At 70.6% G+C, this 14754-nt stretch carries 16 protein-coding genes and 1 pseudogene; 9 read left to right on the forward strand and 8 right to left on the reverse strand.

The genetic code is table 11. The features are described 5' to 3' along the window. On the forward strand, positions 1 to 182 hold a 182-nt coding region (locus OP18_RS60165; protein ID WP_033367789.1), incomplete at its 5' end, for a hypothetical protein. 108 nt (positions 183 to 290) lie between these two features. Here OP18_RS60165 and OP18_RS50050 read toward each other — a convergent pair. Further along, complete coding sequence (locus OP18_RS50050; RefSeq protein ID WP_245635811.1) at positions 291 to 926, reverse strand: TetR/AcrR family transcriptional regulator; 636 nt, start codon at positions 924 to 926, stop codon at positions 291 to 293. Between the two features lie 34 nt (positions 927 to 960). Here OP18_RS50050 and OP18_RS50055 point away from each other — a divergent pair, with 34 nt between their 5' ends. Then, complete coding sequence (locus OP18_RS50055) at positions 961 to 1335, forward strand: nuclear transport factor 2 family protein (protein WP_033367791.1); 375 nt, start codon at positions 961 to 963, stop codon at positions 1333 to 1335. A 78-nt stretch (positions 1336 to 1413) separates the two neighbouring features. Here the strand turns inward: OP18_RS50055 and OP18_RS62825 are convergent. Beyond that, positions 1414 to 1753: pseudogene (locus OP18_RS62825) on the reverse strand (transposase); the annotation flags it as partial. A 136-nt stretch (positions 1754 to 1889) separates the two neighbouring features. Here OP18_RS62825 and OP18_RS50060 point away from each other — a divergent pair. Beyond that, positions 1890 to 2417 (forward strand): DUF421 domain-containing protein, encoded by a 528-nt coding sequence (locus tag OP18_RS50060; RefSeq protein ID WP_033367792.1) that lies wholly within the window; start codon positions 1890 to 1892, stop codon positions 2415 to 2417. Positions 2418 to 2457: 40 nt separating this feature from the next. Here the strand turns inward: OP18_RS50060 and OP18_RS50065 are convergent, their stop codons facing one another. Continuing rightward, positions 2458 to 2799 carry a nuclear transport factor 2 family protein gene (locus OP18_RS50065; RefSeq protein WP_052388569.1) on the reverse strand — a complete coding sequence of 114 codons (342 nt, stop codon included), beginning with the start codon at positions 2797 to 2799 and terminating at the stop codon, positions 2458 to 2460. Positions 2800 to 2992: 193 nt separating this feature from the next. Between OP18_RS50065 and OP18_RS54300 the strand changes: the two genes are divergently transcribed. From OP18_RS54300 to OP18_RS50085, 4 genes are all read left to right on the forward strand, one after another. Next, entirely contained in the window at positions 2993 to 3508 is a 516-nt protein-coding gene (locus tag OP18_RS54300; protein ID WP_156090367.1) for a hypothetical protein, read from the forward strand. A 322-nt stretch (positions 3509 to 3830) separates the two neighbouring features. Next, the gene (locus tag OP18_RS56635; RefSeq protein WP_162189947.1) at positions 3831 to 5168 is read left to right on the forward strand and encodes a serine/threonine-protein kinase; all 1338 of its coding nucleotides are present in this window, start codon (positions 3831 to 3833) and stop codon (positions 5166 to 5168) included. Positions 5169 to 5924: 756 nt separating this feature from the next. After that, positions 5925 to 6140, forward strand: a complete 216-nt coding sequence (locus tag OP18_RS50080; RefSeq protein WP_156090368.1) for a hypothetical protein — start codon at positions 5925 to 5927, stop codon at positions 6138 to 6140. Next, entirely contained in the window at positions 6137 to 6376 is a 240-nt protein-coding gene (locus OP18_RS50085; protein ID WP_033367803.1) for a DUF4235 domain-containing protein, read from the forward strand. The genes OP18_RS50080 and OP18_RS50085 overlap by 4 nt, the downstream gene beginning before the upstream one ends. Positions 6377 to 6707: 331 nt before the next feature. On the opposite strand, the gene OP18_RS50090 is transcribed toward OP18_RS50085, so the two are convergent. The 4 genes from OP18_RS50090 to OP18_RS50105 are packed head-to-tail and all read right to left on the reverse strand — an operon-like array spanning position 6708 to position 11608. Next, positions 6708 to 7433 (reverse strand): ZIP family metal transporter, encoded by a 726-nt coding sequence (locus OP18_RS50090; RefSeq protein ID WP_033367805.1) that lies wholly within the window; start codon positions 7431 to 7433, stop codon positions 6708 to 6710. Between the two features lie 19 nt (positions 7434 to 7452). Then, positions 7453 to 8760: an NAD(P)/FAD-dependent oxidoreductase gene (locus OP18_RS50095; protein WP_033367795.1), complete on the reverse strand. Its 1308-nt coding sequence runs from the start codon at positions 8758 to 8760 to the stop codon at positions 7453 to 7455. Continuing rightward, a complete protein-coding gene (locus tag OP18_RS50100; protein ID WP_033367796.1) occupies positions 8757 to 9818 on the reverse strand; it encodes a glucose 1-dehydrogenase in 1062 nt (353 codons plus the stop codon). The genes OP18_RS50095 and OP18_RS50100 overlap by 4 nt, the downstream gene beginning before the upstream one ends. Further along, positions 9806 to 11608: a glycoside hydrolase family 15 protein gene (locus tag OP18_RS50105; RefSeq protein WP_211273930.1), complete on the reverse strand. Its 1803-nt coding sequence runs from the start codon at positions 11606 to 11608 to the stop codon at positions 9806 to 9808. The genes OP18_RS50100 and OP18_RS50105 overlap by 13 nt, the downstream gene beginning before the upstream one ends. A gap of 101 nt (positions 11609 to 11709) precedes the next feature. On the opposite strand from OP18_RS50105, the gene OP18_RS50110 reads away from it, so the two are divergent. Together OP18_RS50110 and OP18_RS50115 are read left to right on the forward strand one after the other, a co-directional pair. Beyond that, complete coding sequence (locus OP18_RS50110; protein WP_052388571.1) at positions 11710 to 12225, forward strand: MarR family winged helix-turn-helix transcriptional regulator; 516 nt, start codon at positions 11710 to 11712, stop codon at positions 12223 to 12225. A 312-nt stretch (positions 12226 to 12537) separates the two neighbouring features. Continuing rightward, positions 12538 to 13392, forward strand: a complete 855-nt coding sequence (locus OP18_RS50115; RefSeq protein WP_162189948.1) for a mechanosensitive ion channel family protein — start codon at positions 12538 to 12540, stop codon at positions 13390 to 13392. Positions 13393 to 13878: 486 nt separating this feature from the next. Here OP18_RS50115 and OP18_RS50120 read toward each other — a convergent pair whose 3' ends face one another. Then, positions 13879 to 14259, reverse strand: a complete 381-nt coding sequence (locus OP18_RS50120; RefSeq protein WP_033367797.1) for a DUF1330 domain-containing protein — start codon at positions 14257 to 14259, stop codon at positions 13879 to 13881. Positions 14260 to 14754 lie beyond the last annotated feature (495 nt).

Raw genomic sequence — 14754 nt, forward strand, 5'->3', positions numbered from 1 at the left:
CCGTGGCCGTCACCGGCTGGAACGAGAAACGGCTCCGCGCTGCCGGCCGCCCTTACCAGGCGGTCCACACCCATCCCGCCTCCCACGCCGGCTACTACCGGCTCTGCGAAGTCAGCGGGGTCAGCCGGTTCTGCAGCTATCTGTCGCGGGCCTCGGTAACCGTCGCGGCGGTCGTTGCGTGAGCGGCCACCACGCGCCGTGGCCTCCGACTACGGAGCTGAGGTTCGGATGCTGGCGTGCCGGGTGCACCGATCAACATCGAGTGGACCGGGAGTGGCGCGAGGCTGTCGCTATCGCGGCTCGTGGGCGCCGTACACGCGCAGGATGCTGTGACGCAGCGCTGCCGCTGTCTGCGCGGTGGTCATGCGGGCGGCGGCGATCTCGCCGCCGGCCGCATGACCGAGCGCGATGGTCGCGGCGACCAACCAGGCCGGGTTGAGGGTTCCGTCGAACTCGCCGGAGGCCTGGCCACGCCTGATCAGCCGCTCTAGGCGCTCGATGACTGGGGCATGCTGGCGGTCGGAGTCCGCTTGGTCAATGGCGGTCACCGAGGGGTGCAGGAGCAGCGGATACCGGTCGAACAGCCGCCAGGTGACGTCCAGCCAGCGCAGCAGCGCCTCGGTGACGGTGTCGCTGTCAACGTTGGCGGCGTCGATGGTGGCGACGGCTTCGGCGGTGATGCGGTCGATGACCGCGGCCACCAGCAGCGGCCGGGACGGGTAGTGGGCGTAGACGGTTTGGCGGGTGACGCCGGCTGCCGCGGCGACCTCTTCCACCTTCGCGTCCGGGTGCCGCCCGAGCACCTGGACGGCTGCGTCGAGTACGGCGCCGGCGCTGCGCTCGGCGTCCGAACGTCGCCGGCGGCGCCGACCACCTGTTACGTCTGACATGTTGTCTAATTTATCGCCTAGCGTTATCGTATACACCGTGTCAAAGATAATTGATGTTTAGGGAGATCAAATGACGCCCCGTACCGATCTGACCGGCTATCTGGTCCGCTATCCGCAGGAGGCAGGACTGAGCGACGAGGATCCGGCGACCGTGCTTGACCGCTACCACACGCCGGACTATGAGCTGGTCAACGACGGCGTGCTGCTGAACCGGCAGCGATTGCTGGATCACATCCGCCCGGCCCGCAAGCGGGCCTCTGGTCTGCGTGTCGAGGTGGAGCAGGCGCTGGTGGACGACGACCAGGTTGCCGCCCGGTACCGGCTCATCGCGGAGCTGCGTAAGGGCGGCACCATCACCACGGAGATCTACATGTTCGGGGAGTTGGCTGCCGATGGTCGACTGCGCCGCGCCGTCCAAGCCACCCGGACGATCCCATCCGAATAGTTCCACAAGTACGCCAAGCGGCGCCTGGACGGTGATGACCAGTGAGGTTCGCGCACGCCCGATTGGGGGCCTTCGAATTTAGCGGAGGTCGAGATGCCCACGGGCTTTGCGGTGGTGGTGGTTCGGGTTCGTAGTCGCTGTTTGATGGGGTTGCGGAAGCCGTAGGCGTCGCGGGCGACGGTTTGATGACCCGGTTGGTGCCTTCGGAGCCGGCGTAGGTGATGCCCGTGTGCAGGAACGCGAGGATTTCCGGCCACCATGTCTCGACGGTCGTGGCCAGGCGTTGCAGTACGGGAAGGTCGGCGTCGGCGCAGCGGCGGAAGAACCGGTACAGCAGGTCGCGAACCTGTTCCCGGTTCGGGCGGGTGCGGGCGGTGGCCAGCAGGTCGAGCAGGTCCTCCTTGGCGTGCCACGCGGCGGTGCCACGCACATACGCGAACCGCCGACGCTCGTGAGCGGCGCATGTGAAGTGCGTACTCATTCGCGGCCGGTCGTTGTGGACCCGCGACGCGGCCCGAGAAATGTCGAGGCGAACATCCGGGTAGCGACACGGTATGTTCCTGCAGAGTTGGTCGGATCTGCTCCGGGTCGCCGTCGTCGGGGTCGTGGTCTATCCCGGGCTGATCCTGGTGCTGCGCTTGTCTGGCAAGCGGATGTTGGCGAAGATGAACGCCTTCGACCTGATCGTCACGGTTGCGTTGGGGTCGACCCTGGCGACCATTCTGGTGTCGAAGGACGTATCACTGGCCGAGAGGATGGCCGCCCTTGTGCTGCTGGTCGTCCTGCAGTTGGCCGCAACGTGGCTGTCGATGCGCTCCCGCCGGATCCGGGTAGTGCTGAAGTCCGAGCCGACCCTGTTGCTGCGCGATCGGCGTTTGCTGGACGATGCGTTCCGGTCGCAGCGGGTCACCGACGGGGAGGTGCGGCAGGCGATCCGGTCGCAGGGTAGCGGTGGAATGGAACAGGTCGCCGCGGTGGTCCTAGAGACCGACGGTACCCTCAGCGTGATCCAGGAAGGTCAGGCCGACCGGTTGACCGCGTTGCGCGGCGTCGCCGGCGCGGCGGTACCGCTGGAGCGTTGACTCAGGCAGGCTGTGGCGTCTGTCGATGCAGCGCAAGTCGTCATGACTCCCCGCTGTGGGTGTAGACGCCCGTCATGATGGCTCGGTGCGGCTCGGCGTCGCTCGCCCGACGCGCCGTTGCACGGTGGACGAGAGCTGCGACGCCGGTGCCGAGTTCCTGGACTGCGCGGTCGGTGAGCTGGACGTCCTGCCATAACTCGACGCCAGTCCACGACTGCAGTACGGCCTGGCGATCGAGCGCCGCTCCGGGCACGATTATGAGCGCATCTTCGGTCAGTACGGCATCATAGTGCGTGACCGGATCTCCGCCGCACAGTGAGTGCCAACCGACTTCCTCGAGCTTCCGCTGCTCGTCCGTCTTGCCTCCCCGGGTTCGTTGCATTCTGCGCACTGCTGGGCAGCGCCGCCGACTCGGTCGAGGTTCCCTGATCCGCACCTGTCGATGCTGGAGTGGCCGCGTCTACGCGTGCGCTGCAACGGTCGATGTCATGGTGCTGTCATATACCTGCAGGAATCTCTTGAGGTCGGCGAGGAACTGTGGGAGGGGAGAAGCCTACGACGAGAGGAGCAGGCCGATGACAACGTCTGTCCACGATTCCGACATCGCGGTGACTCGACCGTCCCACGTGCTCGACCGCGCGCCCGCCTTTCACACCGTTGCCCACTATCCCAGCTTCGTTGCTGCCGAGCAGGCGAGAGAGCACCTGCACGAGCTCGGCGTCTCGGCCGAGGATGTCACGATCGTCGGCCGTGGTCTGCATCCGTTGGTCGCGGCCGAGCGTCTCGTCGCCTGGCGGGCCAGCGGTCGCGCTGCGTCGGTGGGCGCGGTGATCGGAGGTCTGGTCGGGGCACTGCTCGGACTGGTCCACCTGTTGCCTGCCGCTACGGCGTACGTCATGTTGTCCGGCTTGGCGGTCGGCACGGTGATCGGCGCGGCGACCGGGTATCTCCGTCACCGTCTGCGCACTACGCGCAGCGATCTGAAGGGCATCGGCGGGCTGCGTGCCGAGGCGTACCAGGTCCAGGTCGACGCGCGCCACATTGATCCGGCCCGGGCCGAACACCGGTTGGCCCGTTTCTGGCCCATGTGAGCGTGGCCAGCAACTGCCGTGAGACGCAGCGGCGCCATTGGATGGCTGCAGGGCCCGGCGGGGCGCTGGTGCGCCCGCTCGCTGAGCTCGTCGGTACCTACCACGTGACGCCCGCGCCCATCGGCCCGAGCATCACCGGATACACCGACGCCGGGATCGGCGACTCGCTTGCTGCCGATCTCGGCGATGTCACCGGCCAACGGGCACTGACTTCGCCTGCTCCGGCGCCTCCATCGCAGCCGGGGTTGCGTGTCCCCAGATGGCCGGTAGAAGGACGTTCATCTCGTGGAGAAGGGGCATATATGACTGCCATCGTCATCCAGTGGCCGCCCCGATCGGCACCATGGTCGTGCTGAACGAGCGGTATCTGTTGCGACGCATGGTCGGGCGTGGCGGTATGGCCATTGTCTGGGAAGCGCAGGACCTGCTGCTGGAGCGAACCGTGGCGGTCAAGATGCTCAGCGATGCGCTGAGTTCCGGACCATCTACCTGCGACTACGTCCGCCGGGAGGCGGTCGCCGCCGGCCGCCTCAACCATCCGCACGTTGCCAGTGTTCACGATTACGGGGAACACATCGACGTCTCTGGTGCGGTACGACCGTACCTGGTGCTGGAGTTCGTCGATGGTGCGACGCTGACGGCACACCTGTCACGGCATGGGCCACTGCCGTGGCCGGATGCGCTGCGCGTGGGTTCGGCGGTGGCCGAGGCACTGGCGGCCGCGCACGCCGAGGGCATCGTCTATCGCCACGTCAAGCCCGGCAATGTGATGCTGGGCCCGGCAGGTGTGAAGGTGGTCGACTTCGGGGTGGCCGGCGACGTCGGGCAATCCGCGACCGATGCCGCCGGGGTGCAGTGGGGGACCCCGGCGTATCTCGCCCCTGAGTACGTCCGTGACGCAACGGCGACGCCGGCCGGTGACGTGTTCGCCTTGGGCCTGCTGCTCATCACGATGCTGTCAGGTCGGGTACCGGACCGGGAGCCGGGTGACGATGTTGATGTCCGGTTGCTGCTGCCGGACCGCCATGTGCTGCCCGCCAGCGTGCGTCAGGTGTTGTCCCGTTGTTTGGCAACCGATCCTGGCATCCGCCCCGCTGCGGCAGCAGCTGCCGGCGCCATGCGAGACGCGCTGACCGCCGTAGTTCAGGAGGACACCACCGACCTTACAGCGCTGACGGGTCGGCCGACTGTGCGCCGGGCGACGCAGCCCGAGCTGACCGCACCGGGGCCTGGCCTGGTCGGTCAGCCGCGCCCGCGTCGGACGGCAGCGCTTTCGGCGATCGGAGGGCGGGGCGGACTCCGCCGACACGTCCAGCGCTTCGATGTCGTGCATCGCCGAGTACTCGGTCCGGGTGCGCCCCGATGGACGGTTGGCCGCCGACCCCGCGGGGCAGCGTCTCACGACGGCTTCGGTGCTGCACTGGCAACAGGACCAGCGGGCAATCCAGCTCACGATCGACCGGCCCCTGGCCCCGGGCGCCAGCACCGCGGCCGCGTTGCAGGGCAACGTCGGACCCGCAACGGCGGCGGAGACGGCCGGAACCGCGCGCGCATTCGCGGTCAACGGCCAGCCGTGCATCCGCGTTGCCCCGTGATGCTGCCGAGCTCCCGCAGGGACGAATCGTGTTCGACCGGCCGGAGCGCCTTTCTCCATCGCTGAGGTAACGCTATGCCGGTCCGGTCCACCCGTCCACCGGCCCGCATCCATGCGCCGCACGCGCTGTGCCTGCCCACGCAGGCACTCGCCGTCGCGGACGTCGACGGTGTAGTCATCGACGGCGCGAGTCAGACGGTCGAGTTGCGTGCGTACCGCGTCGCGCTGGGCCGGGTCGCGAGCGGTCCAGCCGATCTCCCAGAGCATGGCCAGCAGCCGGGACAGCACCGCGGACGGCTCGTGCAGCAAAAAATGTTGGTCTGTCCCAGGCCTCGGGTAGGCGGGGCCGTAACGGCACGAGCAGCGGGGGCCGTCCATGCGAGAGCATCGTAGGATCGCCGTCGGCGTCGACGGGGCAGCAGCATTGCGACGGTCGTGTGGGCCGCCGCCGAGGCGGCGGTGCGCGGCGCTCGTCTGGACCTGCGTGCGCGCCTACCGTGAACCGTTCCTCGAGTCGTTGCCGCCTGTCGCGGGCCCGGCCGGCGGTTCGCGCCGGACCAAGATCAGCGCGAGGTGTCACACCGTGGGCAGCACGCTGCAGGCGGTGACGGCCGAGCTGCTGCAGCAGGCGCATTGCCGGTCGTGTCGGTCCCCAGCCGGTAACCACCCGAGACCACCGGCCACGGCGAACGTCCGCGTTGGAGCGACGGTCGCAGGCGGCGCCACACCCGGCTAAACGCAACGCCATGCCGCACGAGACGGTCGCCGTGCACACACGCCGGCCACCTGGTGATGACTGCAATGCGCGTGAAGGAGGTACCCATGTACCACATCGACTTTTCCACCAGGCCGGAAGTGGTGGCGGCGAAGAATGCCGGCTCGCGCCCGGTACCGGCTGTTCCCCGCCGGGCGCTGCAGGGACGCATCGGTGCCATCGACCCGGCGGGGTGGCCCCGCGGCTCGAGGCCGGTCGCCGTGCTCCGGCAGGTCGGGTTGGCGGTGCGATCGGCCGCCTTCGTGCTGTGGCGGCGGTCATGAGCCGCTGGGAAGTGCACCTGGCACGTAAGCCGGTGGGACTGCTGCTCGGCGCCGGTGCCGGTCCGGGAGCAACGATGCTCCTCAAACAGATGTGGACGCTGATCCGGCGCGATGCCATGCCGGACGCGACCGACGAGGACCGCAGCTGGGGCGAGGTCCTTGCCGCCGCCGCGCTGCGCGGCGCAATCTTCTCCGCCGCGAAAGCGGCCACCGAGCGGAAGGTGTCGCCACGGTGAGCGGGGCCCACGGACGCCCCGGCTGACTCGCGGCTCGGGCGAATACGGTCGGCAGCTGCGCCGACAGCGCGTTGACAATCCGGCCTGGCGCTTGGACCAAGCAGGGAATCGACGTTGGCCCGCACATCGAAGACGTTTTGCGCACCCGGGACATGGCTAGGTGACGGTGTGCCAGAGGCCCGGCGGGTGGGGGAGGACGTCTGGCGGTCGGCACGGCTGCGAGTGACTCCTACCGGACCACTGCCTTCCGCAGCACGGCAGCAGCCGTGCCGACGTCCACCCGTGCGGCGTGAACACCTGGCCTGTTGCCGCAGCACCGTGTGCCGGGTGCTCAGATCTGGCTGAGCAGGAACGCGGTGATGAACCCGAGACAGGTACTGAGCCCGACGACACTGCCGGCGTGCTCGTACGCCTCGGGCATCATCGTGTCGGCGAGCATGGTGAGGATCGCCCCGGCCGCGAACGCCTGCGTGACGGCGACGACCTGCGGCGGTGCGCCGCCCAGCGCGGCGTAGCCGATCGCCGCCGCGGCCGCCGAGGCGACCGCGACGCCGGTCCACAGGCCGAGGATCCAGCGGGTGGAGTGGCCGGCACGGCGTAGACCGGTGGCGGCGGACAGCGACTCCGGCACGTTGGACAGGAACACCGCGGCAACGACGGCGACGCCGACGGAGCCGCCGCCGAGCAGCGACACACCGATCGCCACCGACTCCGGGATGCCGTCGAGCAGCGAGCCGAGCACGATCGCGCCCGCCGAGCCGGCGGCCTGCTGCCCGCCGGAGCGTTTGCGGTGCTGCCCGCCGCGCCGGTCGATGATCCAGTCGCCGATGAAGAACGCGAACGCGCCGCCGACAAGACCGGCGAGGACCGGCCAGCCGCCGCCGCGTTCGAACGCCTCCTCGGTCAGTTCGAACGCTAAAGCGCTGATCAGCACCCCGGCGCCGAACGCCATGACCAGCCCGATGCCGCGGGCGGCGGAGTGCCAGACCAGGCCGATCACGGCGCCGACGATGAGCGCGAGACCGCCGACGAAGCCCCACCAAGCCGCTTCCCACATCATGATCTCCCGCGATGGTCTATGCGGGACGGGCGGCAGCCGGCCGTACCGTCCGGGTGTCCAGGATGAGCTGTTGCTGGCGGCGCCCGCTGCCCAGGGTCCAGGCCCAGTTGGCGAGGACGCCGAGGCGGTTGGGCCAGCCGGTGAGGAAGGCCAGGTGGACGCCGGCCCAGGCGGCCTTGCCGAGCGGGCCGTGCAGGTGCAGGCCGCGGACGTCGGCGACCGCGTCGAACGGGCTGATGGTGGCCATGGTGCCCAGGTCCAGGTAGCGGAACAGGCCCGGATGCGGACCGCGGCCGAGCCGGTGGCTGATGACCTTGGCGACGTACCGGCCCTGCTGCAGCGCGGGCTCGGCGATGCCGGGCAGATCGTGGACGTTGGCGAGGTCGCCGATCGCGAAGATCTCCGGGTGGCCGGGCACCGTGCAGTCGGGCCGAACCTTGATGCGGCCCTTGTGGTCTCTGGAGGCGCCGGCGTCCTCCGCGAGCTGGGCGGTGAGCGGCACCGGGGTGACGCCGGCGGCCCAGATCACGGTGGGCGTCGCGAGGCGCTGCGGATCGCCGCCGTGCGCGGACTGTAGGGTGATGCCGTGCTCGTCGATGTCGGCGGCGCTGTACCCGAGGCGGACGTCGACGCCGAGGTCGCGGAGCCGCCGGTGGGCGTGCCGGCGTAGCGGGTCCGGGAACGGGGCGAGCACGGCGTCGCCGTGCTCGGTCAGCACGATGCGCAGATGTGCGGGGTCCAGGTCGTGGAACTGGCCGCGCAGGGTGCGGCGGGCCAGGGCGGCGAGCTGCCCGGCGAGCTCGACGCCGGTGGGGCCGCCGCCGACGATGGCGAAGGTCAGCCAGCGGCGGCGGGCCTGTTCGTCGCGGCTCGCGGCGGCCGTCTCGAACGCGTGCAGCAGCCGGTCGCGCAGCTCGACCGCCTGCCGCAGCGTCTTCATCCCCGCCGCGACCGCCGCCCACTGGTCGTGGCCGAAGTAGTTGTCGGTCGCCCCGGCGGCCAGGACCAGGTGGTCGTAGCCGAGCCGCTGGGCGGTGCCGTCCGCGGCGGTCACGGTCACGGTCTGCGCGTGCGGGTTGACGGCGGTCGCCTCGCCGAGCAGGACGCGGGTGTTGCGCTGCTCGGCGAGGATCCGCCGCAGTGGCGGGGCGATGTCACCGGCCGGCAGCAGACCCGTGGCGACCTGGTACAGCAGCGGCCGGAACAGGTGATGGTTGGCGCGGTCGACGAGGACCACGTCGGCGGGCGCGCGGCGCAGCCCGCGGGCGGCCCGCAGCCCGGCGAACCCGCCACCGATGATGACGACCCGCTGGCGCGCGGTCACCGGTCGCTCCCATCGAGGGTGATGACGACCTTCACGTCGTCGCCGGACGCGGTGAACGCGTCCGCTGCCTGCTCCAGCGGCACCCTGCGGGTGATCAGTCGGCCGAGCCAGTCCAAGTCGGCCTTGGCGAGAGCGTCGGCCGCGGCGGTGTAATGGCTGAGGTTCGCGTTGACGGAGCCGATGACGACGTCGTTCTCCAGCACGATCTCCCGGTTGAGCCCGCCGCTGTCCACGGCGAGCCGATGCCCGGGCGAGGACACGCCGGTAAGACACACGATGCCGTAGGCGGCGGTGCCCGACAGCGCGCCGAACACCACCGGTCCGGCGCCGGTGCACTCGATGACGACGTCGGGTCGCACGCCGGACATGACCTCGCCGATCGGTTCGTGGTGGTACATCGCGCCGAGGTCGTGCACGAGGCCGGGTTTCGGGCCGGCGGTGACCTGGTCGAGCACGTGCACGTCGAGGCCGCGCTGGGCGCTGAGGAGTGCGGCGAGCAGCCCGATCGGTCCGGCGCCGGTGACGAGCACGGTCCGCGGCGCGAACCAGGCGCGGGTGCCGACCTTCTCGATCTCGTCCCAGGCCTTCGCGACCACGCTCGCCGGCTCCAAGAGGATGCCGACGTGGGCGAGGCGCGGGTCGAGTTTTACCGCGTAGTCCGTCTCGACGGTCCAGGATTCGCTGGCATACCCGTCGAGCTGTTTGATGCCCCGTTCGGTGTAGCGGCCGTTGCGGCACATGTCGAACTGTCCGTGCGCGCAGGCGCCGCACGGCACCGGGTCCGGGCGACGGACCACGCCGACGACGAGGTCGCCGAGCGTGAAGCCGCTGCCGGGCGGCGCGTGCCGGACCCGGCCGAGGGATTCGTGGCCGATGACGAGCCGCTCCCGGTCCGGCGGCGCCCATCCGTACAGGCCGGCGGCGATCTCCTTGTCGGTGCCGCACACACCGACGGTGAGGCCGTCGACGAGCAGCTCGTCGTCGCCGGGCCGGGGGTCCGGCACGTCGGTGACGGCCAGGGAGCGGGCCTGTTGCGGGATGACGGTCAGGGCACGCATGCGGTGCTCACCTCCGACGAGGGCGCGGTGGATGACAGATGACGGGCGGAGTTGACCAGCCCGACGTGGCTGAACGCCTGCGGGGTGTTGCCCAGCTGCCGGCCGGTGGCCGGGTCGTACTCCTCGGCGAGCAGGCCGAGGTCGTTGCGCAGGCCGAGCAGCCGCTCGAACAGCCGCTCCGCCTCGTCGTGCCGGCCGATGCCGGCCAGCGCGTCGGCGAGCCAGAAGCTGCAGGTGACGAACGCGCCTTCGGTGCCGGGCAGCCCGTCGACGAGGTCGCCGGCCTGCGGGCGGTACCGCAGCAGGAACCCGTCGACGCACAGCTCCCGGCGGACCGCGTCGACGGTGCCGGCGACCCGCGGATCGGACCACGGCAGGAACCCGTACCGGGGGAGCAGCAGCAATGCCGCGTCGAGTCCTTGCGAGCCGTAGAACTGGGTGAACGTGCCGCGGTCCGGGTCGAAACCGCGCTCGCACACGTCGCGGTGGATCCAGTCGCGGACGGCGCGCCACCGCTGCACCGGCCCGTCCAGGCCGGAGTCCAGCACCGCCCGGACGGCGCGGTCCAGGCCGACCCACGCCATGACCTTGGAGTGCACGAACTGCCGCCGGTCGCCGCGGACCTCCCACAGCCCGTTGTCCGGTTCGGCCCAGTGGCCCTCGAGGTAGTCCAGCAGCGCGCGCTGCAGGTCCCAGGCGTCCTCGTCCGGGGCGATACCGGCCTGACGGGCCAGGTGCAGTCCGTCGAGGGTCTCGCCCCACACGTCCAGCTGGAACTGCCCGGAGGCGGCGTTGCCGATCCGTACCGGCGCGGCGCCCTCGTAACCGGGCAGCCAGTTCAGGGTCAGCTCGGTGAGTCGTCGGGTGCCGTCGATGCCGTACATGATCTGCAGGTCGGCGGGGTCGCCGGCGGCGGCGCGCAGCAGCCATTCCCGCCACGCCCGCGCCTCGGCGACGAACCCGGTGCCGAGCAGCGCCTGCAGAGTGAGCGTGGCGTCGCGCAGCCAGCAGAACCGGTAGTCCCAGTTGCGTGGACCGCCCCACTGCTCCGGCAGCGATGTGGTGGCGGCCGCGACGATCCCGCCGGTCGGCGCGTAGGTGAGCGCCTTGAGTGTCACCAGTGACCGGCGGACGGCCTCCTGCCAACCGCCGGTGTACCGGAAACGGCTCATCCAGTGCGACCAGAACGCCTCGGTGTCGGCGAGTGCCTGCACCGCGTCGGCGGGGCGGGGCTTCGGTTCGTGCGACGGCCGGTACGTGAGTACGAACGGCACCCGCTCACCGGCGGCGACCTCGAAGTCGGCGTAGGTGGTGAAGTCCTCGCCACGCAGCGGCACCGGCGTGTGCAGCCAGGCCGCGTCCGGTCCGGCGACCGCGGCGAGCTGCCCGTCGTGGTGGCGCACCCACGGCACGATCCGGCCGTAGTCGAACCGCAGCCGCAACGCCATGCGCACCGGCACCCGGCCGGTGACGCCCTCGACGACCCGGACCACGTCGGCAGCCTCGCCGCGCGGCGGCATGCAGTCCACCACCCGCACGGTGCCGTCCGGCGTGTCCCACTCCGTCTCCAGGATCAGGGAGTCACCGCGGTAGCGGCGGCGCGTCGCCGGCCCACCGGCGGCCGGGGCGAGCCGCCAGTACCCGTGCCGGTCGTCGCCGAGCAACGCGGCGAAGCAGGCCGGTGCGTCGAAGCGGGGCAGGCACAACCAGTCGATGGAGCCGTCCCGGCCGACCAGCGCCGCCGTGTGCAGGTCGCCGAGCAGCCCGTAGTCCTCGATCCGCGACACCACCGCCGCCCTCCTCGCTCGCGAGCCGATTGATGTCCGCATACCCGTGCATCGTGCATCCATGCGTTGTGCATGAAATCTGGTTCGCGGGGCATGTTGGGCTTGTGACCGCACCCGACGCGGCGCCCGCCGGCGTCGACACCGACCTCGTCGAGGCGTTCCTGACCGCCAGCCGGGTCCTCGTCGCCGTCGCCGTGCGGTCCCTCAGCTCCTACGACGCGGACATCAGCCTCCCGCAGCACCGCGCCCTGGTGCTGCTCGCCGCCCACGGCCCGCAACGCATGACCGACCTCGCCGAGTTGCTCGACGTCAACAGCTCCACCGCCACGCGCCACTGCGACCGGCTGCAGCAGCGCGGCCTCGTCCAGCGCGCCCCCGCCGTCGACGACCGCCGCGCGGTGCAGGTGTCACTCACCCCCGCCGGCCGCCGGCTGGTCCGGCGCGTCACCGACGCCCGCCGCCGCGAGATCAGCCGAATCCTGAACGCCATGCCGGCGAGCGAACGACCGTCGCTGCTGGCCGCCCTGCAGTCGTTCGCCGGCGCCGCCGGTGAGGTCCCGGACCAGCACTGGACGCTCGGCTGGGGCACCGACCGGTCACTGGCAAACCTCGACCCGTAAGGGGGTGTCTCAGTTGGCGATGCTGAGAACCGCTCGGGGTTCCTGACCCGTGCCGGTGCGGCCGCCAGATCGAAACGTTCATCGCGCTCGGCGTCCTCGACCGGCAGTCGCTGCCGCTGCCCCGGCACCCGCAGACACCGGGCGGCCCCGAGCCCCGGGCCGACTCGATGCCGTCGCCGACCAGATCGACACAGCCCTCGTCATGGGGAGCAGCGGGCGGCCGGAACGTTACCGATGTGTCCGCGGGGGCAAGGGGAGCCGGTGGGTACATTCTTCGAGCTCCTCCGGGACACCGACAGTCTGGTCGGCCGGTTGGTCACCACGGTCGTGATGATCGTGCTGGCAGTGCCGGTGGCCGTGGTGGCGGGCCGGTTGGTGTCACGGCGGTCTGGGGATCCGTACAACCGGTACTACCTGCGCAAGGCGGTCCACTACGGTGTTGCGGTCGTGCTGGTGATCGCGTTGGCGGTGGTGTGGCGGCCGTTCGCCGGACGCATCGGGGTGGTGCTCGGTCTGGCCGCTGCCGGGGTGGCGTTCGCGATGCAGGACGTGATCGGTGCGGTGGCGGGTTGGGTGAGCATCCTGACCGGGCGGCAGTTCCGGGTCGGTGATCGGGTACAGATGGGCGGGGTGCACGGTGACGTGCTGGACATCTCTCCGCTGCGGACGAAGATCCTGGAGATCGGTTCGGCGAGGTCGGAGACCTCGTGGGTGCGGGGGCGGCAGTACACGGGCCGGGTGGTGTCGGTGTCGAACAAGGCGATCTTCAGCGAGCCGGTGTACAACAGCACCGCTGCCCTGGATTACTTGTGGGAAGAGCTGACCGTGCCGGTGCGCCACGGTGACGACTGGCGGCTGGCCGAGCGTATCCTGCGGGAGGAGGCGCAATGGGCGTCATCGTCTCAGGGCGCGCGGGAGGCGATCGAGCAGATGCGCCGCCGGTACCCGGTGGGACGGGCGGACGTGGAGCCGCGGGTGTTCGTGCGGATCACCGATGACTGGGTGGAACTGGCCGCCCGGTTCGTGGTGCAGGTGCGCAACGCCCGAGCGGTAAAGGACGACATGTCCCGGCGGGTACTGGACCGGTTCGTCGCCGAGGGCATCGCTGTAGCCTCGGCGACGCAGGAGGTTACCGTGCGGTCTGAACCGGACGATGGCCGGTCCTGAACGTGACGGCAGGATCTCGACCCTGCGCTGCTCCAGCACCCGCCGCACCCCGGCGGTGACAGCGGCGGCGAGCGCGACGATACCGGCGGTGAGCGCGGCGCCGGCCGGTCCGTGCCGGCCGGTCCGCGGCGGTCCGGAGCGAGCCGGTCGAACAGCCGGGTCAGGTGGCCGAGGACCGCTCGCTGTGGCGCGGCGAGCCATACGTCGCAGGCGACCGGCTCCGGCGAAGCGTGCCACGCCCGGCAGGTGGCCGATGACGCCCAGCAGCGGACCGGCCACGGCACGGCTGCGGTCCCGTGCCAGTGCCTGACCGGCGGTGAGCGTCGGCGATCGCAGTGCATAGGCTGTGTTCGTCGTTGGCCGGGTGGGCCCGGTGCCGGATGATGCCGGACGGGTCGACCAGGTGGGCGGAGTTGGGTTGACCGATGAGTCAACTCCGGCGGGTGGCTCAACGCGCGGCGCCGCGGGCCATGTGGGCGGCTTCCCTCAGCCGCCGCCCCATGGGGCCGTCGGCTGCAGGACCGCTTCCCGCAGCGCACGGCTGCGCAGGCGGGTGATCTGCCGGTAATCGGGATCGGCGACCATCTGGCTGAAGGCGCGCCGGGACGGGTACCGCACGAGCAGCACCGCGTCCCACTCCTGCCCGGCCTCGGCGACCAGTGGCGTGTCGCCGTTGCCGGCGTAGATGACCTCGACGCCGTACCGGGGCGCGAACGTCTGGCTGAACTCCCGGCTGTACTGCCGGTAGAGCTCCCGCCCGCCTTCGGCGAATCGGAGCAGGTTGAGCATGACGACTGGACCGTCGTCACCGGCCGGGTCGCCGGCCAGGAACTCCGCGAGGCGCTGCTCCGACGGGTCAACGGCCATGGTGCACTCCATCCGGTCGGGGATGGCTCACCGTCCCGCAGCGATGAGGCGGCTGTCAACTGAACGCGGTGTGGAAGTGGCCGCAGCCGGCGGCACCCGAGCACGTCTACGCCCCGGGTTGTGGACAACCTCACCGGCGACCCAAGCGACCGGTGCACGGCACTTGCTTGTGATGCGGCCGAATGATTTCAACCCGCACCGCGGTGACGTCGCGTGACAACCTCACAGGCCGTTGCCCGCCTCGCCCTTGTGCTCTGGCGACGTCAATCCCCTGGTGATCGGCCACCGGATCGTCGGCGACCTCATCGATCGCCGAATGGGGTGCCTCCGAACCGCCGAAGTGCACCCTGACGTTCGCATCGAACGCGCTGGCGTGAGTGTGGAACGCCGCTGGGTGCCTAGGTCGTGTGTCGAAGTCATAGCCATTCGTTGATCGCGGCGATGTGCAGGGTGGCTTCGTACCGGACGGCGAGCTTGTCGAAGCGGGTGGCGACA

The organism is Dactylosporangium aurantiacum, assembly GCF_000716715.1.
Classification (GTDB): domain Bacteria; phylum Actinomycetota; class Actinomycetes; order Mycobacteriales; family Micromonosporaceae; genus Dactylosporangium; species Dactylosporangium aurantiacum.

Coding starts and splice junctions, on each gene's coding strand:
- OP18_RS50085 (WP_033367803.1), top strand. CDS start 6,137: ATGAGCCGCTGGGAAGTGCACCTGGCACGTAAGCCGGTGGGACTGCTG.
- OP18_RS50055 (WP_033367791.1), top strand. CDS start 961: ATGACGCCCCGTACCGATCTGACCGGCTATCTGGTCCGCTATCCGCAG.
- OP18_RS54300 (WP_156090367.1), top strand. CDS start 2,993: ATGACAACGTCTGTCCACGATTCCGACATCGCGGTGACTCGACCGTCC.
- OP18_RS50090 (WP_033367805.1), bottom strand. CDS start 7,433: ATGTGGGAAGCGGCTTGGTGGGGCTTCGTCGGCGGTCTCGCGCTCATC.
- OP18_RS50060 (WP_033367792.1), top strand. CDS start 1,890: ATGTTCCTGCAGAGTTGGTCGGATCTGCTCCGGGTCGCCGTCGTCGGG.
- OP18_RS50080 (WP_156090368.1), top strand. CDS start 5,925: ATGTACCACATCGACTTTTCCACCAGGCCGGAAGTGGTGGCGGCGAAG.
- OP18_RS50100 (WP_033367796.1), bottom strand. CDS start 9,818: ATGCGTGCCCTGACCGTCATCCCGCAACAGGCCCGCTCCCTGGCCGTC.
- OP18_RS50065 (WP_052388569.1), bottom strand. CDS start 2,799: ATGCAACGAACCCGGGGAGGCAAGACGGACGAGCAGCGGAAGCTCGAG.
- OP18_RS50120 (WP_033367797.1), bottom strand. CDS start 14,259: ATGGCCGTTGACCCGTCGGAGCAGCGCCTCGCGGAGTTCCTGGCCGGC.